This window comes from Bradyrhizobium sp. CCBAU 53421 (assembly GCF_015291625.1).
In the GTDB taxonomy this organism is placed as follows: Bacteria; Pseudomonadota; Alphaproteobacteria; order Rhizobiales; family Xanthobacteraceae; genus Bradyrhizobium.
On the sequence record NZ_CP030047.1, the window covers coordinates 4,154,131 to 4,177,810 of the forward strand.

Sequence of the window (23,680 nt, forward strand, 5' to 3'; positions counted from 1 at the left end):
GCCATGACGCTGTTGGACAATCTGTCTGAGCGCGCCGCCGATCTGTCGCGGCGCAACTTCCTCCGCGCCAGCGCGATCTCCGGCGGCGGCCTGATGCTCAGCGTGAGCCTGCCGTTTGCCAGCCGCGAGAGCGAGGCTATGGCAGCCGGCGACTTCGCGCCGAATGCCTTCATCCGAATCGGCGGCGACGGCAAGGTCGTGCTGACCATGCCCTATGTCGAGATGGGGCAGGGCACCTACACCTCGATCCCGATGCTGATCGCGGAAGAACTCGAGATCGGCCTGACGCAGGTGCAGCTCGAACACGCGCCGCCGAGCGACAAGCTCTATGCCAATCCGCTGCTCGGCGTGCAGGCCACCGGCAATTCGAACGCGATGCGCGGCTCCTGGCAGCCGATGCGGAAAGCCGGCGCCACCGCGAAAGCGATGCTGGTCGCGGCTGCGGCGAAGCGCTGGAACGTCGAACCTGCGTCCTGCCGCGCCGAGAACGGCGAGGTGCATCATGCGGCCTCCGGGCGCAAGCTCGGTTACGGCGAGCTGGCGGCCGCTGCGGCGCAGATGCCGGTGCCGGAGAACGTGATGCTGAAGAGCCCGGCCGAATTCAAGCTGATCGGCACGCCGGCCAAGCGGCTTGATACGCCCTCCAAAGTGAACGGCACGGCCGTCTACGGCATCGATGCGCGGCCGCCCGGCGTGAGGGTCGCGACGCTGGCGCAGTCGCCGGTGTTCGGCGGAAAGGTCAAGCGCGTCGATGATGCCGCGGCGAAGGCCGTCAACGGCGTGCGCCAGATCGTGAAGCTCGATGACGCGGTCGCCGTGGTGGCCGATCACATGGGGGCGGCGAAGAAGGGTCTTGCGGCGCTCACGATCGAGTGGGACGAGGGGGTTCACGCCAAGCTCGCCACGGCCGATATCGCGCGCGAGCTCGAAGCCGCCACCACCAAGCCCGGCGCGGTCGCGCAGAATGTCGGCGACGCCGACAAGGCGATGGCGGGCGCCGCGACGAAGCTCGAGGCGAGCTATCAGCTGCCGTTCCTCGCCCATGCGACGATGGAGCCGATGAACTGCACCGTGCATGTTCGCGCCGATGGCTGCGAAATCTGGGTCGGCAACCAGGCGCTCTCGCGCGTGCAGGCCGTGACAGCAAAGATGCTGGACCTGCCGCCGGAAAAGGTGGTGGTGCACAATCATCTGCTCGGCGGCGGCTTTGGCCGCAGGCTCGAGGTCGATGGCGTGATCCGCGCCGTGCAGATCGCAAAACAGGTCGATGCCCCGGTCAAGGTGGTGTGGACCCGCGAGGAGGATATCCAGCACGACATGTACCGGCCGTACTGGTGCGATCGGATTGCGGTCGGCCTCGATGCATCAGGCAAGCCGGTGGCCTGGAATAACCGTTTTGCCGGTTCGTCGGTGATTGCGCGATGGGCGCCGCCGGCGTTCCGCAACGGTCTCGACCCCGACACGACGGAAGGCGCGATCGATCTGGTCTACGACATTCCGAACTTCCACGTCGAATATGTCCGGGTCGAGCCGCCCGGCATCCCGACTGCGTTCTGGCGCAGCGTCGGACCCTCGCACAACGTGTTCGTCACCGAAAGCATGATCGACGAGATGGCGGCGGCCGCCAAGCAGGATCCGGTCGACTATCGCCGGGCTCTGCTCGGCAAGTCGCCGCGCGCCAAGGCTGCACTCGAACTCGCGGCAGCCAAGGCCGGCTGGGGCGGCAAGCTGCCGGCCGGGCGCGGCCGCGGCGTGTCGCTGCAATTCGTGTTCGGCAGCTACCTCGCGCAAATTGCGGAGGTGGAGGTGGCCAAGGACGGCTCGGTCCGCGTCCACCGCGTCGTCTGCGCGATGGACTGCGGCACCGTCGTCAATCCCGACACGGTGCAGGCGCAGCTGCAGAGCGGCATCAATTTCGGCGTCACCGCCGCGCTCTACGGCGAGATCACGCTGAAGGACGGCCGCGTCGAGCAGAGCAATTTCGACAGCTACCAGATGCTGCGCATCGATCAGGCGCCGGCCATCGAAGTCCACATCGTGCCGAGCACCGAGCCGCCCGGCGGCATGGGCGAGACCGGGACATCGGGCATCGTGCCCGCGATCAGCAACGCGATCTTCGCGGCGACCGGCAAGCGGCTGCGGAGGATGCCGATCGATCCGGCGGTGCTGAAGCAGGCGTGACCGATTGAAGCTTGTCAGGACAAGGCCCCTCGCATCGCGGGGGGCCTTGGCGCGCGCAAGGCTTCGCGTTCTCGAGCTTCGCCCTTGATTCCGCCCTCGGTGAGGGCGTCGGCACGCAGTTCTCGAAGACGAGCTTGCCCAGGCTGGTGAACCCGCAAACCGGCATTGATGAAGGCGAATTGAGCCGAATCCGCAGCGGCATCGAAAATATTCGTCGTCCGGCCGATCGGGGTGTAACCAAACCGCCCGCGTGAGCGAACCAGACGATAGCAGCGCTGCATGACGACCGCGGAAAACGAACTCAAGATATTGATGCTTGCGAGCCAGGATGGCGACGCGGCGGCCCACCGGGCGCTGCTGGAGCGCCTGAGCCGGCATTTGCGTGCCTACTACAAGAGCAAGCTTGCGAGGAGCGGCCGCGGCGCGGCGGAGGCGGAGGATCTGGTGCAGGAGGCCGTGTTGGCTATTCACCTGCAGCGACACACCTACGACCCGGCGCAGCCGTTGACGCCCTGGGTGCATGCGGTCGCACGCTACAAGCTGATCGATTTCCTGCGCCGCACGCGGGCCTCGCGCGCCGACGTACCGATCGACGAGGCCGACGACATCACCGCGCATGACGACCACGTCGGCGCCGAGAGCAGCTTTGATGTCAGGCGATTGCTCAAGCAATTGCCGGCCAACATGCAGTGCGCGATCAGGGCCGTAAAGCTCGACGGATTGAGCGTCGCGGAAGCAGCGCAGCGATGCGGCATGTCGGAATCCAGCGTGAAAGTCGGCATTCATCGCGGGCTGAAGGCCCTGGCCGCGTTGATCGCTCGGAGGACGGAGCCATGAAGACGGATGAACTCATCGCCGCGCTCAGCAACAATGTCGAGCCGGTCGATCGCCGGCTGGTCGGCCGGAGTGTCGCGATTGCGCTCGGGCTGGCACTGGTTGCCGCACTTGGCCTCGTGCTTGCCGGGCTTGGCATTCGCACCGACCTGGCCACGCCGCGTGCCGTGACTTTCCTCTTTCTGAAGTTCGCATTCGCGTTCGGCACGGTTGGTGCCGCGTCGATCTATTTGACCCGGCTGGCGCGGCCGGGCGGCGAACGAAAGATCTCGCTCGGGCTTGCTGCAATACCGTTCGCCGCGATCATGCTGCTTGCCGCCATCAGCCTTGGGCAGGCACCCAGCTCCCACTGGGACAGGATGGTGATGGGAGACCAATGGCTCGAATGCCTCATCTCCGTTCCGATCATCGCGATCGTGCCGTTTGCCGTCGTCATCTGGGCAGTCAGAAAGGCGGCGCCGACCAATCTGGTGCAGGCGGGGGCATTCGGCGGCCTCGTCGCAGGCGGCGTGAGTGCCGTCGCCTATGCGCTCCACTGCACCGACGACTCGTTGCCGTTTGTCGCACTGTGGTACGGCGGCACGATCGTGCTGTGCACACTTGCAGGCGCGGCATTGGGACCACGGTTGCTGCGCTGGTGAAAGGCAGTGATCAGACCTCTCACGTCGGCGTGAGCATGTAACCGGGGAAAGGCCGGCTCCGTATTCATGATCGGAAGCGCAAATCAATGCGCTTCAGCAAAATGATGGAGCCGATGATGTTGATCAACAAATGCCTGCTTGCCTTCTCAATCCTCGCGCCGCTGGTCGTGGCGTCCGCAACCGCGCAGGCGGGGCTGACGGCCTCCGACCGGAGATACCTGCCCAACGAGGCCGCAGAAACGGCAGCGGCCGCCACGGTTGCCGTGCAACGCGACCCGATGTCTGCATTCGGCTATGATCAGGGAGCGGCGTGCGCGCAGCCGGCGACGGTTCCGGATGCTGCCCGGACGCCGTGGCGCTATCACGGCGGCCCGAAGTTTCAATAGGCGTTTCATGCGGGACGCCAGGCTGCGATGAACGATTAACCACCCAATCTCCCCCTGGTGCACTTGTGAACAGGGTGACCTTTTCAGCACCCGTCCTTTGTGAGACTGTCGCACCATGAATGTTCGCCAATTGTTCAGATTGCTGCTCGCCGTCCTTGTGACGGCAGGCCTGACAATTGCGCCGCTGGCTGTGCCCGCGGCGGCCGGATCTTCGTTGACCGGCATGAGCCAGGTGGCGGACATGTCTGACATGGCGGCCGATATGCCGTGCTGCCCCGACAAGCAGAAGAGCAATGATTGCCGGGATTGCCCGCTGGTTGCGATCTGCATGTTGAAGGTCCTGCACGCGGGACCATCGACCCTCGGCCTCGCAATGCGGCGATCGACACAGCTGCAATTGCATCCCCGCGACGATCTGGTCGCCGACGGGCTGGTCCGTCCGCCTCCCGACCATCCTCCCCGATATTTGGTCTGATTGGCGCCGCAAGCGCCGGTTGCTGCCGCGCGACCTTTGGGCGCGCGGAAGTCGCATGCCGCGCAAGCGGCTGATCAAATCCAATCGAGGAATGAAACGAATGACGTCGTTCAATACGTCGCGTGCCGCAGCGGCCGCGCTCATCGGCCTGGCATTGACAGGCACCGCCACCGTCGCGCGCGCCGACATCAAGGACTACGAATTCCAGCTCGTCGACCAGACTGTCCAGGCTGGTCCGGACAAGATTGTCACCGTCCGGCTGATGAACAAGAAGACCGGCAAGGCTGTGCCTGATGCCGTGATCTTCGCGACGCGGCTCGATATGGCGCCGGACGGCATGCAGGAGATGGCCACCAAGGTCACGCCGATGCCGGGGACCGAACCTGGCACCTACCGGTTCAAGGCGAACTTCGGCATGGCCGGGCGCTGGCAGCTGTCGCTCGGCGCGAAGGTGCAGGGCGAGACCGGCTCGGTCGAGAGCAAGCTCGTCGTCACGGCCGGAAAATGAACCGGCTCGCCCTGGCAGGCGCTGCCGCTGCGATCGTTGCAGCGGCAGGCGTCGCATATCTCGGTCGCGGCCTGCCGCCGTGGCCGGGCGCAAGTCTCGCGGCTTCCGCCGTGCAAGCGGCGGAAGCAGGCGCGCCGATCTATTTCCGCGATCCGGACGGCAAGCCATCTTATTCGCTGACGCCGAAGAAGACGCCTGACGGCCGCGACTACCAGCCGGTCGCCGCCGGCGCCGATCTCAGCTTCGATGAGCCGGAGGCGCCGATGGCGATGCCGGTGGACAACAAGGCCATGGCCGCCAAGGGCGAGCGCAAGGTCAAGTATTATCGCAATCCGATGGGCCTTCCCGACACCTCGCCGGTGCCGAAGAAGGATTCCATGGGGATGGACTACATCGCAGTCTACGACGGCGAGGACAGCGACGATGGATCGATCACGCTGTCGCCGGGAAAAATCCAGCGCACCGGTGTCAAGTCCGAGGCGGCACAGATGCGCCGCATCCGCACGCTGGTGCGTGCGCCCGGCACGATCCAGCTCGACGAGCGCCGGGTGTCGGTGATCGCGATGCGGGCCGAGAGCTACGTGCAGAAAGTCGCTGATATCACGACCGGGAGCCGGGTGACCAAGGGGCAGCCGTTGATGGAGATCTACAGCCCGGCGATATCGTCCGCGGCGGCCGAATATGTCGCGACCATGACCTCGAAGGCGATCGCAAATATCGAGCCTTACGGACGCGGCTCCAAACAGCGGCTGACCAATCTCGACGTTCCCGAGCCGGTCATCGCCGAGATGGAGAAGAACCGCACGGTTCCGCTCGCGATCCAGTGGCTGTCGCCGCGCGACGGCATCGTGTTGCAGCGTGCCGCGATCGAGGGCATGCGCGCGCAGCCCGGCGACGTGCTGTTCCGGATTGCCGACGTCTCTGTCGTGTGGGCGCTGGTCGACGTCGCCGAGCGCGATCTCGGCAGCATCGTGGTCGGGCAGACGGTCGCGGTGCGGGCCCGCAGCTATCCCGGCCGCAGCTTCATGGGCCAGATCAGCGTGATCTATCCGCAGGTCAACAAGGACACGCGCACCGCGCGGGTGCGGATCGAATTGCAAAATGCCGATCTGGCGCTGCTGCCGGACATGTATGTCGATGCCGAGATCGACACCGGCAGCCCGGCGCCGGTGCTGACGGTGGCCGACAACGCGATCCTCGACACCGGGAGCCGGCAGACCGTGCTGATCGACCGGGGCAACGGCCGGTTCGAGCCGCGCGAGGTCAAGCTCGGCCGGCGCGGCGAGGGCTATGTCGAGATCCGCGACGGGATCGCGGAAGGTGACGCGGTGGTCACGTCGGCGACCTTCCTGATCGATGCCGAAAGCAACCTGAAAGCCGCGATCAAGGGCTTTGCCGAGGCCGGCGCCGCGCAGGCGGCAGCGACCGACGGCCAGATGACGGACGGAGGCAAGCCATGATCGCCCGCGTCATCGCCTGGTCGGCGCGCAACCTGCTGCTGGTGCTGTTCGGCACTGGCTTCGCTGCCGCCGCAGGGCTTTATGCGCTGCTGCATCTGCCGCTCGATGCGATCCCCGATCTCTCCGACACCCAGGTCATCGTCTATACGGAGTATCCCGGCCAGGCGCCGCAGGTGATCGAGGACCAGGTCACCTATCCCCTGACCACGGCGATGCTGACGGTGCCGAAGTCGAAGGTCGTGCGCGGCTTCTCGTTCTTCGGCGTGTCGTTCGTCTATGTCATCTTCGAGGACGGCACCGATATCTACTGGGCGCGCTCGCGCGTGCTCGAATTCCTCAACGGCGCGGCGTCGCGCTTGCCGGCCGGTGTGTCGCCGACGATCGGGCCCGACGCGACCGGCGTCGGCTGGGTCTTCCAGTACGCCGTGATGTCGAAGCAGCTCAATCTGGCCGATACCCGCACCATCCAGGACTGGAACCTGAAATTCGCGCTGGCAAGGGCGGAAGGCGTCGCAGAGGTTGCGAGCGTGGGCGGCTTCGTCAAGCAGTACAATGTGATCCTCGATCCGCAGCGGATGCGCGATCGCGGCATCACCATGCAGCGGATGCGCGATGCGATCCGCGCCAGCAATGCCGACGTCGGCGGCCGCACCGTCGAGCTCTCCGAGTTCGAATATGTCATTCGCGGCAAGGGCTATCTGAAGGACATCAACGATCTCGGCAACGTCGTGCTGAAGACCGACAACGGCACGCCGGTGCTGCTGCGCGACGTCGCCCGCGTCGAGCTCGGCCCCGACGAGCGGCGCGGCATCACCGAGCTCAACGGCGAGGGCGAGGTGGCCAGCGGCATCGTGCTGCAGCGCTTCGGCGTCAATGCGCTCGACGTGATCGAAAACGTCAAGAAGCGCTTCAAGGAGATCGCGACCAGCCTGCCGAAATCGGTCGAGATCGTGCCGGTCTATGACCGCTCCAACCTGATCTATGCGGCGATCGATACGCTGAAGCGCACGCTGTTCGAGGAGAGCGTCGTGGTCGCGCTGGTCTGCTTCGTGTTCCTGCTGCATGTCCGCAGCGCGCTGGTCGCGATCCTGATGCTGCCGGTCGGCGTCCTGATGGCGTTCGGCGCGATGAAGCTGCTCGGGATCGGCTCCAACATCATGAGTCTTGGCGGCATCGCGATTGCGATCGGCGCCATGATCGATGCGGCGATCGTGATGATCGAGAACGCGCACAAGCATCTGGAGCGGGCCGAGCCAGGCCGGTCGCGGGTCGCGATCCTGATCGAGGCCGCGGCGGAAGTGGGGCCGGCGCTGTTCTTCAGCCTGCTCATCATCACCGTGTCGTTCATGCCGATCTTCACGCTGGAATCGCAGGAGGGCCGGCTGTTCTCGCCGCTCGCCTACACCAAGACGTTCGCGATGGCGGCGGCGGCGCTGTTGTCGGTGACGCTGGTGCCGGCGCTGATGGTGATCTTCGTCCGCGGCCGGATCGTTCCCGAACACAAAAATCCGATCAACCGCTTCCTGATCTGGATCTACCGTCCGGTCATCAACGGCGTGCTGCGGGCCAAGACGCTGGTGATCCTGCTCGCGCTCGCAGCGATCGCCGTCACGGTCTGGCCGGCCCGGCAACTCGGCACCGAGTTCATGCCTGATCTCAACGAGGGCACGCTGCTCTATATGCCGACCACGCTGCCGGGGATTTCGGTGACCAGGGCAACTGAGCTGCTGCAGATGCAGGACCGCATCATCCGCAGCTTTCCGGAGGTCGTCTCGGTCTACGGCAAGGCCGGCCGCGCGGCGACTGCGACCGACCCGGCGCCGTCGGAGATGTTCGAGACCGTCGTCAACCTCAAGCCGAAGCAGCAGTGGCGCAAGGGCCTCACGCTCGACGGCCTGATCGCCGAGATGGACAAGGCGCTGCAATTCCCCGGCGTCTCCAATGCCTGGACGATGCCGATCAAGGCGCGGATCGACATGCTGTCGACCGGGATCCGGACGCCGGTCGGCGTCAAGGTGATCGGTCCCGATCTCGCCGTGATCGACAAGCTCGCCCGCCAGGTCGAGCAGGTCGTGAAGGGCGTGCCCGGCACCTCGTCGGCCTATGCCGAGCGCAGCCTTGGCGGCTACTACCTCGAGATCACGCCGAACCGCGAAGCCTTGTCGCGCTACGGCATCGCGGTGCAGGACGTGCAGGACACGATCGCGACCGCGCTCGGCGGCGAGACCGTCACGACGACGGTGGAAGGACGCCAGCGCTTCACCGTCAACATGCGCTATCCGCGCGACCTGCGCGACAATCCCAGCGCGATCGCCAGCGACATCCTGGTGCCGATGCCGGCGGGCGGCGCGGTGCCGCTCGGCGAGGTCGCCGATATCACACCGGCGCGCGGACCGACCACGATCAGGACCGAGAACGGGCAACTCGCGACCTACATCTATGTCGACATCCGCGATCGCGATCTCGGCGGTTATGTCGCGGATGCGCAGCGCGCGGTGCAGGCCGGCGTCCAGTTCCCGCCCGGCACCTATGTGGTCTGGAGCGGGCAGTACGAATATCTGGAACGCGCCACCGCGCGGCTCAGGATCGTGGTGCCGGTGACGCTGCTGATCATCTTTCTCTTGCTCTACCTCAACTTCCGCTCGGTGGCGGAGACCATGATCGTGATGCTGTCGCTGCCGTTCGCGCTGGTCGGCGGGCTTTGGCTGATGTGGGCGCTCGGCTTCAACCTGTCGGTCGCGGTGGCGGTCGGCTTCATCGCGCTGGCCGGCGTCGCCGCCGAGACCGGCGTCGTGATGCTGATCTATCTCAACCAGGCGCTGGCGGAGATCACCGCGCGCCGCGCCGCCGAGGGACGCGCGGTCGGTCGCGACGACCTGCATCGTGCGATCATCGAGGGCGCGGTCGAGCGGGTGCGGCCGAAGATGATGACGGTGGTCGCCATCATGGCCGGGCTATTGCCGATCATGTGGAGCACCGGCACCGGTTCCGAGATCATGCAACGCATCGCGGTGCCCATGATCGGCGGCATGATCTCGTCGACCTTGCTGACGCTGATCGTGATTCCCGCGATCTTCGCCGTCGTGAAGGGCATCGGGCTTCGCGCAAGGAAGCCGGAAACAGATGTCGTTGCGCCGGTCGTGCGACAGCGTGTAGCAGGAGCGGGGAAGCCGTAGGCTGGTTCAAACCGGATTGAATGATACCCTGCGGGGGTATATAGCGTTGCGGTGAACTGATTTGCAGTTGGGCTGCGGTCAGGCGAGTTCGGAGCGATCGGGCGCGTGTTGGTGGGACTGAGCAGGTCAGGGCGGGTGCGGGCGGGATGTTCCATCATCCTGGCCTATCTGTTCTGCGTGCTCGCGCCGTCCATAGCGCTTGCGTTCGGGGCACCGTTTCCGTGCCTGACCGATGAGGTTCAGCCATCCACCGCGATGCACGTGCATGATGCCGCGATGATGCATGCCGATGGCGCCGCGCACGATCATGCCGGCCACGATCACGGCGGCATGCAGATGCATCACGCCGCCGATGGCGCTGCACCGCCGGTCAAGCACAGCCACGACGGCAAGACCGCGCCGGGGCCGTGCTGTACGATGATGTGCGTGTCGGCGCTGCCGGCCGATCTTCCGCTTGTCGCCGGCCCCTTGCACCCGATCGCGACCCGTCTCACTGAAGCCTTCCAGAGCTTGCGCAGCGAGGCGCCGGCGCGGCTCTATCGTCCCCCCATCGCCTGATCCTCGGCTGACATCGTGGCTGCGCCGCGCGCTCGCGCGCGCATGCCTGTCGTTCATCTGACGATCGGGACAAACCCATGTTTTCGCATTTCGGGGCGAGGCTCGCCGCCGTGGCTACACGGCGTGGCCGGCGCGCGCCACCCACATTCGTGTCGCGGATGGCCGCCGCTATCCTCGCGGCCGCGCCGCTCGCCGGCTGCATGGCCGACGGCCGGCCGCTCGCGGTCGCGAGTGATCCGGCAAATCCGTCGGCGCGCACGGCCGGCGTCGGCTATCGCTCGACCATCGCGCCCTACAGCAGCCTGCGTCCTGCGACCCCGCTGCCGTGGCGCGAGCGTAATGACGGCGTGACGCCGCCGCCCAAATCGGACCGGTAGGAGGGCGCCATGCGACATCTGGCCATTGTGCCGATCCTGCTGCTGACATCCGCGCTCGCGGGATGCGCTTCGTTCTCGCCCGACAGCGGCATGGGCGTGGTCTCCGAGGTAACCGAGCAGGCGATCGGCAAGGACGTTGCCTTCGTTCGCTCGGCGGACGAGGCCGCGACTGCCGACGCCGCGGTGAAGCGGCTGCTCGCGCGCAATTTGACCGCGGATGCCGCCGTCCAGGTCGCGCTCTTGAACAACAAGGGCTTGCAGGCCGCCTACAACGAGCTGGCGCTGGCGGAGACCGATCTCGTCGCCGACAGCCTGCCGCCGAACCCGACCTTCTCGGTCTCGCGCATCACCGGCAACGGTGCCAGCGAGGTCGAGCGGCAGGTCGTCGGCGACATTCTGGCGCTGGCGACCTTGCCGGCGCGCTCCGAGATCGCGCGCGAGCGCTTCCGCCAGGCGCAGCTGAAGGCGGCGCTCGCCACCCTGCGGCTCGCCGCCGAGGTGCGGCGCAGCCATGTCGCCGCGGTCGCTGCGAACGAGACCGTCGCGCTGCTGACGGACGCGAAGGCGACCGCCGAGTCGACCGCGCAACTTGCAAAAAAGCTCGGCGAGACCGGTGGCATGAACAAGCTCGACCAGGCCCGCGAGCAGGTGTTCTATGCCGAGATCACCGCTGACCTCGCCAGCGCGCGGCAGAACGCGGCGAGCGCGCGCGAGCGGCTGGCGCGTCTCTTGGGATTGTGGGACGGCGATCTCGGCTTCCGGATTCCCGGCAAGTTGCCATCGCTGCCGAAGCGGCCGCTGGAACAGCCGTCGATCGAGGTCGCCGCGGTCGGTCACCGCGTCGATCTGCAGATCGCGCGGATGGAGATCACAGCCCTCGCCAAGGCGGTCGATCTCACCGAGGCGACGCGCTTCGTCACGCTGCTCGACGTCGCCGGCATCGACAGGCGGACGCGCGATCCGGAAGGCCCGCCATTCAAGGAGCGCGGCTTCGACGTCCAGTTCCAGATTCCGATCTTCGACGGCGGCGAGGTGCGGGTGCGGCAGGCGGCGGAAACCTACCGGCAGGCGATGAACCGCCTGACCGAAAAGGCGATCAACGTCCGCTCCGAGGCGCGCGACGCCTACCGCGTCTACCGCTCGACCTACGACATCGCCAGCCACTACCAGCGCGAGGTGCTGCCGCTGCGGCAGATCATCACCGAGGAGATGCAGCTGCGCTTCTCCAGCATGCAGGTCGACGTGTTCGCGCTGCTGACCGAAGCGCGGCAGCGGCTCGGCTCGCTGCGCGCGGCGATCGACGCCAGACGCGACTTCTGGCTGGCGCAGTCCGACCTGCAGACCGCGATCAACGGGGGCGGCGCGTCGGCCGCGCCGTCGACTCCATCCGCCACAGCCTCGGCCGCGCCTGCGGCCGGCGATCATTGAGAGGAGACGTAGATGTTTTCACGTCGAGGATTTCTTGGGAGCGCCGCGCTGGTTACGGCAAGCGCGGTCAGCGGCCGCGTGCAGGCCGCGGCCATTCCGGAAGCGCCGACCATGGACAAGGCGGTGATGCAGCCGCCGCTGCATCCGTCGAGCGGGCCCGACTACCGGCCCGTGGTGACGCTCAACGGCTGGTCGCTGCCGTGGCGGATGAACGGCGACTGGAAGGAATTCCATCTCGTCGCCGAACCCGTGGTGCGCGAATTCGCCGACGGCATGAAGGCCAATCTCTGGGGCTACAACGGCCAGGCGCCGGGACCGACCATCGAGGCGGTCGAGGGCGACAAGGTCCGCATCTTCGTCACCAACAAATTGCCTGAACATACCACGGTGCACTGGCACGGCATGATCGTGCCATCAGGCATGGACGGCGTCGGCGGCCTCAACCAGCCGCACATCAAGCCGGGCAAGACCTTCGTCTACGAGTTCGAGATGAAGCACAGCGGCACCTTCATGTACCACCCGCACTCCGACGAGATGGTGCAGATGGCGATGGGCATGATGGGCATGTTCATCGTGCATCCGCGCGATCCTGCATTTCGTCCGGTCGACCGCGACTTCGTCTTCATCATGAGCAGCTACCTCATCGATCCCGGCACCTATCTGCCGAAGGTCAACGAGATGACCGACTTCAACATGTGGACCTGGAACAGCCGGGTCTATCCCGGCATCGATCCGATGCCGATCCGGCTCGGCGACAGGATCCGCGTGCGGATCGGCAACCTGACCATGACCAACCATCCGATCCACGTGCACGGGCACAATTTCGCGGTGACCTGCACCGACGGCGGCTGGGTGCCGCAGAGTGCGCAATATCCGGAGACCACGACCGACGTGCCGGTCGGCGCCGTCAGGGCGTTCGACATGCTCGCCGACAATCCCGGCGACTGGGCGTTCCACTGCCACAAGTCGCACCACACCATGAACGCGATGGGCCACGACGTGCGCAATTTCATCGGCGTGTCGCGAAAGGATCTGGCGAAGGCGGTCGGCAAGCTCGCGCCCGACGCCATGGTGATGGGATCGACCGGCATGGCGATGGGCAACATGGAGATGCCGGCGCCCGACAACACGCTGCCGATGATGACCGGGACCGGGCAATTCGGCCCGATCGAGATGGGCGGCATGTTCACGGTCATGAAGATCCGCGAGGGGCTCGGCCGCGACGATTACGCCGATCCGGGTCCCTACAATTATCCGCCGGGCACCGTCGCCTATGAGGTCGAGGCGCCCGCGGCCGAGCCCGCGCGTCAGCCGTCGGCCGCGCCCGAGCCGAAATCCAAGCCATCGATGAAGGGAATGAAGATGTAGCGGATCGACGCGCCATCCAACGACACGCAGTTATCAAAACACAGAATGGAGAATCCAGTGAAGCACCTCACCACGATCGGCATCGCGCTCGTCGCGCTGTCGGTTACCGCCGCGCCGTCGCGCGGTCACGAAAAACACGCGCACCAATCCTTTTCGGCCGGCGAGCCCGGCGACCCGAGCAAGCCGTCGCGCACGGTCGAGGTCGAGATGAAGGAGATGGAGTTCACGCCGTTCCGCATCGAGGTCAAGCGCGGCGAACAGATCCGCTTCGTGATCAAGAATGCCGGCACCGAGGATCACGAATTCCTGCTCGCGACCACCGAGGAGAATCTGAAGCATGCCGAAGTGATGAAGAAGCATCCGCATATGGAGCATGACGATCCGAACGGCGTCCGCCTCGCGCCGAAGAAGACCGCGGAGATCGTCTGGAAGTTCACCAAGGCCGGAACATTCGAATATTCCTGCCTGATCCCCGATCACCGCGACTACGGGATGACCGGCCGCGTCATCGTGAAATGAATTCAGCAACAAAAGAAAGGACGACGACGATGAACAGGATGATCCGGACCGCACGCGGCGCCACGCTCGCGCTGGCGCTGACATTTGGCGGCGCGCTGGCCCAGGCCGCGGCCATCAACGGCGAGGTCAAGAAGATCGACGAGGGCGCGGGCAAGATCACGCTCAAGCACGGCCCGGCCAAGAGCCTTGGCATGGATGAGCCGATGACGATGGTCTACCGCGTCAAGGATCCCGCGCTGCTGAAGCAGGTCAAGGTCGGCGACAAGGTCAGGTTCGAAGCCCAGGAGGGCGACGGCGGCTATACCGTCACGGCGATCCAGAAGGCGAAGTGAGCGACAGGCTTATCGCCGCTCCACGCACGATGGGCTGTCGGCTGAGATGGAGCCGGCAGCCCCAGCAAGCGCGGGTGCGGGAATTTCGCCACGCATTTACCTTAAATGATGGCGCCGGGGGAACGTCCGTGGCGGCGGTGCGTTGCTGTGCATCATTCGTGTGCAGAAGGCCCCCTCCATGACAGTCAACGCGGCGATACTGATGGCGGCATTGGTGCTGTCGGGAACCGTGTTGGCGCAGAGCTCCGGTCCGTCGGCCGGCTCGGCGGGCGCCGGGCAGGCCGCCAATGTCACCACCACCGGCCAGGCGATGAACACCAGCAAGAAGACCGGCGACAGCGGCCCGCCGATCGAGAAGGCCGCGCGGCCGGCGAAGCCTGGGGATGGCGCTGGCGGCAATACGGTCGGGGTGAGCCGTCCGCAAAAGCCCGACCGGCGTCTCGAGCATTACCCTTAGAGCGTTTTCGAGCGAAGTGGATACCGGTTCGCGTCAAGAAAACGCGTCAAAACAAGAATCTAGAGCCCCGTTCCGATTCAATCGGAACGGGAGAGGCTCTAGGCTGCGATCCACCCATCCTACGGCACAGCAAAAAGCCGGCGGGTCCTGTGACCGCGCCGGCTTGATGTTTTGAACGGTTGCCTAGCTCAGTAAACCAGGCCGGTGCCCGGGGGCTTCTCCAGCGCCGCGGCGAGCGAGCGATATTCGTCGCTGTTGGTGCCGGCGAGCTGGGCGATGCGGTTCAGGTGGTACTGCGCCTGATCGCGGTTGCCCTGTTCGACCTGCCAGAGCCCGTAATACTGCCAGGTGCGCACATGGGCCGGGTCGGCCTTCAGCGCGCGCTCGTACCAGATCTGCGAGACCTTGTAGTCGCCGAGCTTGCGATAGGAGTATCCGATCAGGTTGGCGACGTCGGCACGGTCGTCCTGCCCGAGCGCCTTCAGCTGCTCGATCGCGGCGGTGTAGTCGTGCTTGTCGTAGATCGTGGCATAGGCGGCGTGATAGCCGGCCAGGAACTTCTGATCGTCGATCGCGGAGCTCTTGTCCTTCTTCGCCTTCTTGCCCTTGCTGCCGCTGTCGGAAGCCGGCGGGGCGGGATTTTCGCCGCCTGCGGCGTAGGCCGAGATGACCGGCCCGGCGGCGAGCGTCATCGAGAGCACTGCGAGGCCCAAAATCTTCGTCGTCCTGCTCATTCCTGGTTGCTCCTGATCGTTCATGATCGTGCTCGGCAATCCTACACCGAGGCCCGATGACTTGAACACCCAGGGGTGCAGAACATTCCCGGCCGATCCCACGATTGCGTGATCCCTGCAATTGACCCGCAGCGTCAGGCAACATGACCAAGATGTCATTCACATGAATGAATTCCGTCCATGCCCTTCAGAACGGGTTCAGTGCGCGGCCCCTAAGGTCACGTGCATTGATCGGTGAGGCCGACCATCCGGCCGGAGACCTCTCGATCCCGAAGAGGAGGACCACCATGCTGAAGACCATTTCCGCCGCGCTGCTCGCCATGTCCGTGATCGCAGCGCCCGCGCTCGCCGCCGAAACCGGCAAGACTGCTGCGCCCGCGCCGGCGACCACGACCGCCCCGGCAACGACCGCCCCGGCGACCAAGGCCGCTCCCGTCATCAAGAGCGAGCAGGTGCCGTCGAAGGTGCGCAACGCCAACGCCAAGATGCACCACAAGCACTATAGCCATCACCGCCACCACAAGCACATGGGCATGCTGAAGGTGAAGGCGCCGAAGCACGTGACCAAGCACGTCCACGCCAAGGTCGCGACCAAGCACGTCGTGCCGGCCAAGCGTGGCTGATCAGCGCGGCTGAACCTGATCCGAGCGGCGTAGTTCGATCCACATTGCCCCGCTGCGCCGTTGGGATGCAGAACCGGCCCGTCCGTCCATTGCTTCCCCAATGGCGGCGGGCCGGAGTGCGTCCGGGCGGGAACAACCGAGTTGCGAATTCCCCGCCTGGCGGTTTATGAGACGGCACCGGGGCAACATGAAACAGCTGACTTTGCGGACTTCATCCAGACTGGCGGCAATCCTGCTGCTCTCGATTCCGCTTGCCGGCTGCCTCACCAGCGATGACGGCGGCAGCTCGACCACGTTCACCGATGATCGCGGCGTCGCCAACCAGCCCTTTCCGGACCGGTACCGCGACCAGATCCTGGCCTTCATGCGGACCTACCTGAACAATCCGGTCGGGGTGCGCGAGGGGGCCATCGCCGATCCGGCGCAGCGCACGATCGGCGGCCGGCTGCGCTATGTGGTCTGCCTGCGCTACAGCGCCAAGGAGACCGATGGCACTTACCGCCCGGCCCGGGAGCGCGGCGTCCTGTTCGTCGACGGCCGGCTCGACCGCATCCTCGACAATGCCGCCGAGGCCTGCGCCGGCGCGTCCTACGCGGCATTTCCGGAACTGGAAAAGATGTCGCGCTAGGGCATGATCCGGAAAAGAGTGAAGCGGTTTTCCCTCGCGACAAACGCGTAGCGTTTGCGCGGAGATCTTGCCCGCTATTAGCCGCGGCGGCTTGTCGCAAGCCTGACCGGATCCTTAGCGAACTCCGATCACTTTTCGCGGAGCACTGAACTTCACCTTAGCCGTTTGCGACTTACATACAGCCGAAATACGGCTGCTTAACCGGTGAAAAAACCTTCTGTGCCAGGGAACAAACGGGCGTTGTTGCGACCCCGTCACAGCACGGAAACATCACAGGTCAGGCATTGCCCCAAAGCAACCTAATTGGCGTCACGTTGTTTGGCTTAACAGCGCAGCGTTAGTAACGGGGACCGAAGATGAAGAAGTTTTTGCTCGGCACAGTCGCGCTGGCCGCCCTTGCGGGCCCGGCATTTGCGGCTGACATGCCGGCCCGCACCTATACCAAGGCACCGCCGCCCTATACCGCCCCGGCACTGGTCTACAACTGGACCGGTTTCTATATCGGCGGCCATGTCGGCGGCGCGTTCACCGACGGCAATAATTTGATGGGCAGCGATGCGCGCTTCATGGGTGGCGTGCAGGGCGGCTTCGACTATCAGTTCGCGCCCAACTGGGTGATGGGTATCGAGGCGCAGTACTCCTGGCTGCCGAGCTCCACGAACAACGGTCTGGTGTTCCCGGCCGGAACGGTCGTGACCGGCAATACCGACCAGCTCGGTTCGGTGACCGGCCGCCTCGGCTACACCTGGGGTCCGGCGCTGCTCTACGCCAAGGGCGGTTACGCCTGGCGCGACAACAACAACATCACGGCGTCGGTCGGCGGCGTGCCGGCGGCCTTCACCACCGATGGCGGTCACAAGGACGGCTACACGGTCGGCGCGGGCCTCGAATACATGTTCGCCCCGAACTGGTCGGCGAAGGCCGAGTACCAGTACTACAATTTCGGCAAGACCACCTTCACCAGCGGTCCGGCCGACATTGTCGGCGCGAACTTCCGGAACGACGAACACACCGTCAAGCTCGGGGTCAACTACCGCTTCGGCTGGGGCGGTCCGGTGGGCTCCCGCTACTGATCACGTCTCGGTATCACCGGGATCGAAAGGCCGGCCTTCGGGTCGGCCTTTTTTGTTGGCCTGCCGCGCGCCGGCGCCCCCGCATTCACCCGATGTTCAGGCCTGATCGTGCAATGCAAAAAATAATTCCTGCATTGCACGGAACTTTCATCGTGATGCGCTATTGTGGGATCGCCGGGCTGGTGGACAAACAAACATGCGTAGCTTTGCGTTAGGGCTGATCATCTCTGCGGTCTCCGTGCCGTGCCTTGCCCAGACCATCCTCAAATCCGAACCCTTGGCACTTGCGCCTTACGAGGTCGTGTTCGTGCAGGACGCCTCCTGCACCGCCGGCAAGGTGCTCAAGGTGACCGGGTCGATCCGCGGTCTGCATCGGCGGAAAATCTGCGTCTCGCTCGCCGCCGAACAGGCGTCGCTGGCGACGGCGACGCCGTAAGGGCGACACGACGCCCCGCACCAAGCTATCCGGTCCGCCCTAGCGCACCGGACGACCGGTCGTCCTTCAGTTCAACTTCAGCTAATTCAACCGCGGCTAGTTCAGCCGCGGTTCTTGGCGCGCTTCGCGATCGGCATCAGCCTTGTTCTTGACCGGGTCCTCGTTCGGGTCGAGCTGGCAGGGCCGGATCTCGTAGTCATTGTCCAGCACCGGGCGGGGCGCGGACTTCTCCTCCTCGGAGACGGTATCCACCACCAGGCCCGATTTCCGGGCGAGCTTCCAGACATCGGCCTCGGTCGGGTAGGCCTTGCTCAGCCTGGCGTCTTGATAGAACAGCGCGTACGGCATTCGTCGTTTCCCCAAACAACCGACAACGCCAAGGCCCGTCCCGGGTTTCAGGCGCGAGCGCTGTTCCGATCACGGAACCGTGAGCGAAGATACGGCAAGCATCTGAAAATATGAGTCATTTCGGGCCTTTCGCCGGCGGGGCCTGAGTCCTTAATGACCGGTAAACCCCGGAAAAAAGAATCCCCGGGACTCCCCGGGTAGAATCGCCGGATGCTCCGAGCCATGAGAGCGATCCACCAGCCCCCCTACGAACGCGTGCAGCTCGCGCTTGCGGTTGTGCTGCTGGCGGCCTGCGCCGCAAACGTGGCGCTGGTCTGGTCCTGGCTTTAGGGAAATCTGGCTTCAGCCAAAATCCGTATGTAGCGGCCCGGGCGAAAACGCCGTGGCCGCGCCACGCCGGTAGCGATTGACGGCCCAGCCGTTCCTTCCATGATTGCCTTCCATCATTGCCGGCAGAACAAGTGCCCGCCGCGGCCAGCGCGGACGGGCTGCGATCCGGGGGAGGCGATATGATCGAAACGCTGAAGGAACGGGTCAATGGCGACGCCGACCTGGTGCGGCGCGGCCGCTATCTCACCACGACCTTCCTGCTCGAGATCGGCAAAACCGCCTGGCTGATCGCGATCCATGAGGGCCGGATCGTGGCGATCACCAAGGGCCCGTTCGTGATGCCGTCGTCGTCCTTCGCGCTGCGCACCTCGGATGAGGAGTGGGACAAGTTCTGCGAGAAGCGGCCGCCGCCGGGCTCCAACGACCTGATGGCGCTGATCAAGCGCCGCGTGCTGAAGGCCGAGGGCGAGCTTCAGATCTTCATGGCCAACCTGCGTTACTTCAAGGAGGCGCTCGGCAAGCTGCGCCGCGAGGGAGCGGCCGCATGAGCGCCAAATTCGAGCCGATCGTCGGCCGCTACATGCACCTCGAACTGTTCGGCCGGCCGCACCGCGTCTATGTCGAGGAGGCGGGCGAGGGCACGCCGCTGCTCTGCCTGCACACCGCCGGCGCCGACGGGCGGCAATATCGCGGCCTGATGAACGAGGAGCGTGTCACCCGCAACCATCGCGTCATCGCCTTCGACATGCCCTGGCACGGCAAGTCGTCGCCGCCCCAAGGCTGGCACGACGAGGAGTACCAACTCACCTCCGCGCAATACGCCGCCATGATCCTCGCCGTGATCGAGGCGCTCGACCTCGACAAGCCGATCGTGATGGGCTGCTCGATCGGCGGCCGGATCGCGCTGCATCTGGCGCTCGAGCATCCGGAGCGCTTCCGCGCCATCATCGGCCTGCAGGCCGGCGCGCATGTCGATCCCTATTACGACCTAAACTTCCTGCACCGCCCGGACGTGCATGGCGGCGAGGTCGCGGCCGCCATCGTCTCGGGTCTGGTCGGGCCCGACGCGCCCGACAAGGAGAAGTGGGAGACGCTGTGGCACTACATGCAGGGCGGCCCCGGCGTGTTCAAGGGCGACCTCTATTTCTACAAGATCGACGGCGATATCCGCGCCCGCGTCGCCGAGATCGACACAAGGCGCTGCCCGCTGTTCCTGCTGTCGGGCGAGTATGATTATTCCTGCACGCCGGAGGAGACTCTGGCGGTCGCGAACAGCATTGCCGGAGCCAGGGCCGCCATCATGAAAGGCCTCGGGCATTTCCCGATGAGCGAGAACCCAAGCGAGTTCTTGAAGCACCTGCTGCCGGTGCTGGAGGAGATCGGCGGCGGCTAAACCGCCCTCGACCTCGGGCGTTGCGGTATGACAGACTGCGGCACGAAAGGTTTGCGCAGGAGGTCTCCATGCTTCCGAAGGCTGAAGCGGCATATTTCGCAATTGCCGACATCTCCGGCTATACCAACTTCCTCGCGGCGGTCGAGCTCGACCACGCGCAGGATATCATCGCCGATTTCATGGACGTGGTGGTGAAAGGGCTGCGCCCGCCGTTTCGCCTCGCCAAGTTCGAGGGCGACGCCGCGTTCGTCTACTCGACCGGGACAATCGACGGCTCGCTGCTGCAGGACGCGATCGAGGGCGCCTATTTCAAATTCCGCCGGCGCCTGCGCGACATTCGCCAGGCCTCGACCTGCGAGTGCAAGGCCTGCGTCGCGATGGGCGATCTCGATTTCAAGTTCGTCATCCATCACGGCGAGATGGTGAAGCAGAAGATGGGCGGCCGGGAAGAGCTCGCCGGACGCGACGTCATCCTGGTCCACCGGCTGCTCAAGAACACGGTCAGCGAGAAGCTCGGCGGGCGCGCCTACGCGCTCTACAGCGACGCGGCGATCCGTGCCATGGGCGTCGATCCGGTGGCGCAAGGTCTCATCCCGCATCAGGAAACCATCGACGTCATCGGCGACGTCACGCTGTGGGCGCGCGATCTCGAAGCGGCGTGGCAGCACGACGACGCGCAAACGCGGATGGAGGTGACGCGCGAGGACGCCTACGCCATCCTGGAGTTTGATATCGCCGCGCCGCGGCAGACGGTGTGGGAGTTCATCACCGTGCCCGGACAATGGCGGAAATGGTGGGACGCCGACGACATCGTCGAGGAGTCGGGCAAGGGGCGGCGCGGTGTCGGCACCAAAAATCATTGCGCGCACGGCAACCATACCAACGTCGAGGAGACGCTCGACTGGCGTCCGGTCGATTACTTCACCGTCGGCATCACGCTGCCGGTGCCCGGAGCGCCGCGCATCATCATGACCCGGGCCGTGCTGGACGGCCCGGACGGAACGTCCCGTTTCGAGTTGCGGATCGCCAAGCCGAAGCCGAAGGACAGGGCGTTCCTCGATGGCGCCGCGGCCAAATTCGCCGAACGCATGACCCAGGCGATGGCTGGCCTGCGATCAATGGCGGAAGGCAAGCAGCCCGGCGTTGACGCCATGGAAGAGCCGGAGCCGGCGCGCTCGAGCGGACGCTTCCTGACCGAACCGGTGAAATCCGAAGCGCGGAGCTGAGGCTCATAGGTTTGGAGAAGGGGCGCCGGTTACTTGCCGGAGCGCGGCAGCTCGCTGTTGTCGCGGATCGCGGCGCGGACCTTGGCCATGGTCGTCGTGCAATATTCCTCGCGCTCCTTCAGGAAGCGCTGCTGCTGCGCGCGGAAATTGGCCACCCGTTCACGCACCTCGGATCCGAAGTCGCCGCTGATGTCGAGCTTGGCGAATTGCGGCGGCTGTGCCGGCGGCGGCGGGACTTCGACGACGGTCACCGTCAAGGGCGGCGGCGCGGGGGGCAAGCCCTCGAGCACGGTCGGCACCGGAAGCGGCGGCGGCATGACCATCCGGGTCTCGGCCGCCGGCTTGATCTCCAGCGCGGCCTTGATCTCCAGGAGGGCCTTGTCGTCCAAGGTGGGCTTGGCCTCGGCCTCCGCCGCTGGGTTCGCGGGCTGCGGGGCAGGTACCGGTGCCGCGGCGGTCCGCGGGGCGGGCGCCGGCAGCTCGGCGTCGGGCAGCTTGCCCTTCACCGACTGTACGAAAGCCATTGTCTGCGCGATCAGGAGATCGCGTTCCTTCATCCACTTCATGGCGCACCTTGAACGCGCGGATTGCAGCAGAGCAACCCCACGGAATCAAGCACTGGCCATCATGATGGTTGACGAAGACGCCTGTTTTACAGGCGCGGTGACAAAATTGTGACGCGCCAGGGCGCGAGGACGGTCAGCGCTGGCGGGGATTGGTGTTCGGGACGAACGGGGTACCGACGATCCGGACCGGTGCCTGACTGGCGATCGGCGCCTGATTCGCGGCCGGCCGGGACACCGCGCTGGCCGGCGCGGGCGCCGGATCGAGCAGGGCAACGATGCCGGCCGCGGCCACGCTGAGCAGCGTGAAGCTGCCCAGAAGGAGCAAATTGCGGTTGGTCTCGCGTACCCTCATGCGAGGGAAAATCGCGTGAGGGGGCATAATGTTCCGAACGAATCCTCAGGCGTTTTCGCGGCGATCGGGCCCCAACGTTAAGGTGCTGCGTCAGGAGCGGCAGGGACCCCAGGGCGACCCGATCAGAAGATGAGCCGGCCCAGCGGGATCAGGATCGCGGCGGTGATGGCGCAGCCGAGCGCCAGGCGGCCGATCTTGTGCAGGGTCGAGATCTGCGACGGGTCGCGATGCGGTTGCCGATCCAGCCATCGGCCGAACCGGCGTACCGGCAAACCCAGGATCGATGCGAGCAAATAAAGGATGCCGTCGAGCGCTTCCAAGCGCATTCCTTGCAACTGAGTGTCCGGCCCCGGCGGGGGAGCGGATCGGGCTGTTTTAGTGAGCTGCTGCTGGGCGAGCTGCTGCTGCCTGGATCGGCGCCGGTTCGGCGCTGCGGGCCTCGATCAGGTCGGCGTAGCGACCATACTCGTCGGCCATTTCGAGCAGTTTTTCACGCACCGCGGCGTCGGTGACCTGGCGGGCCAGCCGTCGCGCCTGATCGGACTGGAAGCGATAATGGGCTGTGTCGGACATTCGCGGGCTCCTCACACATGTGTAAGGGCCACCCGGCAAAGGTTCATCAAGACGTCATTGAAGCGAAGGCGTCACTGAAGGGAAGCGTTATTGAAGGGTGTTTGCCCGACCGGCCAGCGTGGCCGGGTTGCCGGCCTTGTCCTCGCGGACCTCGACCTCGAACCAACCCATCTCCTTCAGCTCGCGCGCCTTCTTCTCGGCCGCGTCTTCGCTGTCGCGCTTCAGCACGATCTGACTGGTGCCATCCCGGGCAAGGATCAAATAGGTCATTGGCTGAGTCCCACCCCGCATTCTGCATACCTCATTTTGGGCCGCAAGGACAGAAACAAGGCAGGGATGGGTGATCCTACGGGGATGCTCCCACCATTCCTGCCAGGCGGCGGGGCAGTCCGGATTCCGTTTGTCGGAAGCGGCACGGCATGCGACCGCGCGGCCGAACTGGCTGGCTGCATTGAGCGGGAGTAGGAGAGCAAGAGCGGCTGCAAAAAAGGGTTCGCAATTCGCTCAACAAATTCTGGCGTGCAATTGCCGCAGGCTGCACCGTGATGATCGAAGCCGTCGCGCGTGTCCGGCAGCGACTGATTTGGCGCACGCCCTCGTTCTACTTGAATGAACGCGGCTGAGCACCGGGAGACTACGGCTCCCTCTGTACGTTGTGGGTAAGCCAAGTGAGGGACTTTGATTGAATCGCAAGTCCG

30 protein-coding genes are annotated in these 23,680 nt (G+C 65.4%); 23 read left to right on the top strand and 7 right to left on the bottom strand.

Going from position 1 to position 23,680, the window contains the following annotated elements; genetic code table 11:
• Window positions 1–3 precede the first annotated feature (3 nt).
• The 16 genes from XH92_RS19635 (at window position 4) to XH92_RS19710 (ending at window position 14,700) form a co-directional block, all read left to right on the top strand.
• Entirely contained in the window at window positions 4–2,181 is a 2,178-nt protein-coding gene (locus XH92_RS19635) for a xanthine dehydrogenase family protein molybdopterin-binding subunit (RefSeq protein ID WP_194460657.1), read from the top strand.
• Window positions 2,182–2,192: 11 nt separating this feature from the next.
• Window positions 2,193–2,435, top strand: coding sequence for a hypothetical protein (locus XH92_RS19640; RefSeq protein WP_194460658.1), 243 nt, complete (start codon window positions 2,193–2,195; stop codon window positions 2,433–2,435).
• Between the two features lie 25 nt (window positions 2,436–2,460).
• Complete coding sequence (locus XH92_RS19645) at window positions 2,461–3,018, top strand: sigma-70 family RNA polymerase sigma factor (protein ID WP_194460659.1); 558 nt, start codon at window positions 2,461–2,463, stop codon at window positions 3,016–3,018.
• Window positions 3,015–3,656, top strand: coding sequence for an NrsF family protein (locus tag XH92_RS19650; protein ID WP_194460660.1), 642 nt, complete (start codon window positions 3,015–3,017; stop codon window positions 3,654–3,656). Before XH92_RS19645 ends, XH92_RS19650 begins: the two co-directional genes overlap by 4 nt.
• Window positions 3,657–3,769: 113 nt before the next feature.
• Window positions 3,770–4,042, top strand: a complete 273-nt coding sequence (locus XH92_RS19655) for a hypothetical protein (RefSeq protein ID WP_194460661.1) — start codon at window positions 3,770–3,772, stop codon at window positions 4,040–4,042.
• A 139-nt stretch (window positions 4,043–4,181) separates the two neighbouring features.
• Window positions 4,182–4,517 carry a hypothetical protein gene (locus tag XH92_RS19660; protein WP_371818054.1) on the top strand — a complete coding sequence of 112 codons (336 nt, stop codon included), beginning with the start codon at window positions 4,182–4,184 and terminating at the stop codon, window positions 4,515–4,517.
• A gap of 100 nt (window positions 4,518–4,617) precedes the next feature.
• Window positions 4,618–5,025, top strand: a complete 408-nt coding sequence (locus XH92_RS19665; RefSeq protein ID WP_194460663.1) for a FixH family protein — start codon at window positions 4,618–4,620, stop codon at window positions 5,023–5,025.
• A complete protein-coding gene (locus tag XH92_RS19670; protein ID WP_194460664.1) occupies window positions 5,022–6,485 on the top strand; it encodes an efflux RND transporter periplasmic adaptor subunit in 1,464 nt (487 codons plus the stop codon). Before XH92_RS19665 ends, XH92_RS19670 begins: the two co-directional genes overlap by 4 nt.
• A complete protein-coding gene (locus tag XH92_RS19675; RefSeq protein ID WP_194460665.1) occupies window positions 6,482–9,661 on the top strand; it encodes an efflux RND transporter permease subunit in 3,180 nt (1,059 codons plus the stop codon). Before XH92_RS19670 ends, XH92_RS19675 begins: the two co-directional genes overlap by 4 nt.
• Window positions 9,662–9,772: 111 nt before the next feature.
• Entirely contained in the window at window positions 9,773–10,219 is a 447-nt protein-coding gene (locus tag XH92_RS19680; RefSeq protein ID WP_246788491.1) for a hypothetical protein, read from the top strand.
• A gap of 158 nt (window positions 10,220–10,377) precedes the next feature.
• Entirely contained in the window at window positions 10,378–10,596 is a 219-nt protein-coding gene (locus tag XH92_RS19685; RefSeq protein ID WP_371818055.1) for a hypothetical protein, read from the top strand.
• A 9-nt stretch (window positions 10,597–10,605) separates the two neighbouring features.
• A complete protein-coding gene (locus XH92_RS19690) occupies window positions 10,606–12,024 on the top strand; it encodes a TolC family protein (RefSeq protein WP_194460667.1) in 1,419 nt (472 codons plus the stop codon).
• A 12-nt stretch (window positions 12,025–12,036) separates the two neighbouring features.
• Window positions 12,037–13,392: a multicopper oxidase family protein gene (locus XH92_RS19695; RefSeq protein ID WP_194460668.1), complete on the top strand. Its 1,356-nt coding sequence runs from the start codon at window positions 12,037–12,039 to the stop codon at window positions 13,390–13,392.
• 45 nt (window positions 13,393–13,437) lie between these two features.
• Window positions 13,438–13,911, top strand: a complete 474-nt coding sequence (locus XH92_RS19700; protein ID WP_194460669.1) for a cupredoxin domain-containing protein — start codon at window positions 13,438–13,440, stop codon at window positions 13,909–13,911.
• Between the two features lie 29 nt (window positions 13,912–13,940).
• Window positions 13,941–14,243: a copper-binding protein gene (locus tag XH92_RS19705; RefSeq protein ID WP_194460670.1), complete on the top strand. Its 303-nt coding sequence runs from the start codon at window positions 13,941–13,943 to the stop codon at window positions 14,241–14,243.
• A gap of 178 nt (window positions 14,244–14,421) precedes the next feature.
• Window positions 14,422–14,700 carry a hypothetical protein gene (locus XH92_RS19710; protein WP_194460671.1) on the top strand — a complete coding sequence of 93 codons (279 nt, stop codon included), beginning with the start codon at window positions 14,422–14,424 and terminating at the stop codon, window positions 14,698–14,700.
• 188 nt (window positions 14,701–14,888) lie between these two features.
• Here XH92_RS19710 and XH92_RS19715 read toward each other — a convergent pair whose 3' ends face one another.
• Entirely contained in the window at window positions 14,889–15,434 is a 546-nt protein-coding gene (locus XH92_RS19715) for a lipopolysaccharide assembly protein LapB (RefSeq protein ID WP_194460672.1), read from the bottom strand.
• 287 nt (window positions 15,435–15,721) lie between these two features.
• Between XH92_RS19715 and XH92_RS19720 the strand changes: the two genes are divergently transcribed.
• The 4 genes from XH92_RS19720 (at window position 15,722) to XH92_RS19735 (ending at window position 18,194) form a co-directional block, all read left to right on the top strand.
• Window positions 15,722–16,057, top strand: a complete 336-nt coding sequence (locus XH92_RS19720) for a His-rich protein BRANT (RefSeq protein WP_194460673.1) — start codon at window positions 15,722–15,724, stop codon at window positions 16,055–16,057.
• 187 nt (window positions 16,058–16,244) lie between these two features.
• Window positions 16,245–16,685 (top strand): hypothetical protein, encoded by a 441-nt coding sequence (locus XH92_RS19725; protein WP_246788492.1) that lies wholly within the window; start codon window positions 16,245–16,247, stop codon window positions 16,683–16,685.
• 356 nt (window positions 16,686–17,041) lie between these two features.
• On the top strand, window positions 17,042–17,758 hold the full coding sequence (locus XH92_RS19730; RefSeq protein ID WP_194460674.1) for an outer membrane protein: 717 nt from the start codon (window positions 17,042–17,044) through the stop codon (window positions 17,756–17,758).
• A gap of 196 nt (window positions 17,759–17,954) precedes the next feature.
• Window positions 17,955–18,194: a hypothetical protein gene (locus XH92_RS19735; RefSeq protein ID WP_194460675.1), complete on the top strand. Its 240-nt coding sequence runs from the start codon at window positions 17,955–17,957 to the stop codon at window positions 18,192–18,194.
• Between the two features lie 96 nt (window positions 18,195–18,290).
• Here the strand turns inward: XH92_RS19735 and XH92_RS19740 are convergent, their stop codons facing one another.
• Window positions 18,291–18,542, bottom strand: a complete 252-nt coding sequence (locus tag XH92_RS19740; protein ID WP_194460676.1) for a hypothetical protein — start codon at window positions 18,540–18,542, stop codon at window positions 18,291–18,293.
• Between the two features lie 509 nt (window positions 18,543–19,051).
• Between XH92_RS19740 and XH92_RS19745 the strand changes: the two genes are divergently transcribed.
• The 3 genes from XH92_RS19745 to XH92_RS19755 all read left to right on the top strand — a co-directional run bounded on the left by XH92_RS19745 (window position 19,052) and on the right by XH92_RS19755 (window position 21,491).
• On the top strand, window positions 19,052–19,420 hold the full coding sequence (locus XH92_RS19745) for a hypothetical protein (protein ID WP_246788493.1): 369 nt from the start codon (window positions 19,052–19,054) through the stop codon (window positions 19,418–19,420).
• A complete protein-coding gene (locus XH92_RS19750; protein WP_194460677.1) occupies window positions 19,417–20,265 on the top strand; it encodes an alpha/beta fold hydrolase in 849 nt (282 codons plus the stop codon). The genes XH92_RS19745 and XH92_RS19750 overlap by 4 nt, the downstream gene beginning before the upstream one ends.
• Before the next feature lie 68 nt (window positions 20,266–20,333).
• Window positions 20,334–21,491 carry a DUF2652 domain-containing protein gene (locus XH92_RS19755; RefSeq protein ID WP_194460678.1) on the top strand — a complete coding sequence of 386 codons (1,158 nt, stop codon included), beginning with the start codon at window positions 20,334–20,336 and terminating at the stop codon, window positions 21,489–21,491.
• A 29-nt stretch (window positions 21,492–21,520) separates the two neighbouring features.
• On the opposite strand, the gene XH92_RS19760 is transcribed toward XH92_RS19755, so the two are convergent.
• The 5 genes from XH92_RS19760 to XH92_RS19780 form a co-directional block, all read right to left on the bottom strand.
• Window positions 21,521–22,057, bottom strand: coding sequence for a hypothetical protein (locus XH92_RS19760; RefSeq protein ID WP_194460679.1), 537 nt, complete (start codon window positions 22,055–22,057; stop codon window positions 21,521–21,523).
• 133 nt (window positions 22,058–22,190) lie between these two features.
• Complete coding sequence (locus XH92_RS19765; RefSeq protein WP_194460680.1) at window positions 22,191–22,409, bottom strand: hypothetical protein; 219 nt, start codon at window positions 22,407–22,409, stop codon at window positions 22,191–22,193.
• 122 nt (window positions 22,410–22,531) lie between these two features.
• Window positions 22,532–22,729: a hypothetical protein gene (locus XH92_RS19770; protein WP_194460681.1), complete on the bottom strand. Its 198-nt coding sequence runs from the start codon at window positions 22,727–22,729 to the stop codon at window positions 22,532–22,534.
• A gap of 55 nt (window positions 22,730–22,784) precedes the next feature.
• A complete protein-coding gene (locus tag XH92_RS19775) occupies window positions 22,785–22,982 on the bottom strand; it encodes a hypothetical protein (RefSeq protein ID WP_194460682.1) in 198 nt (65 codons plus the stop codon).
• A gap of 87 nt (window positions 22,983–23,069) precedes the next feature.
• Window positions 23,070–23,252 (bottom strand): hypothetical protein, encoded by a 183-nt coding sequence (locus XH92_RS19780; protein WP_194460683.1) that lies wholly within the window; start codon window positions 23,250–23,252, stop codon window positions 23,070–23,072.
• Between the last annotated feature and the right edge of the window lie 428 nt (window positions 23,253–23,680).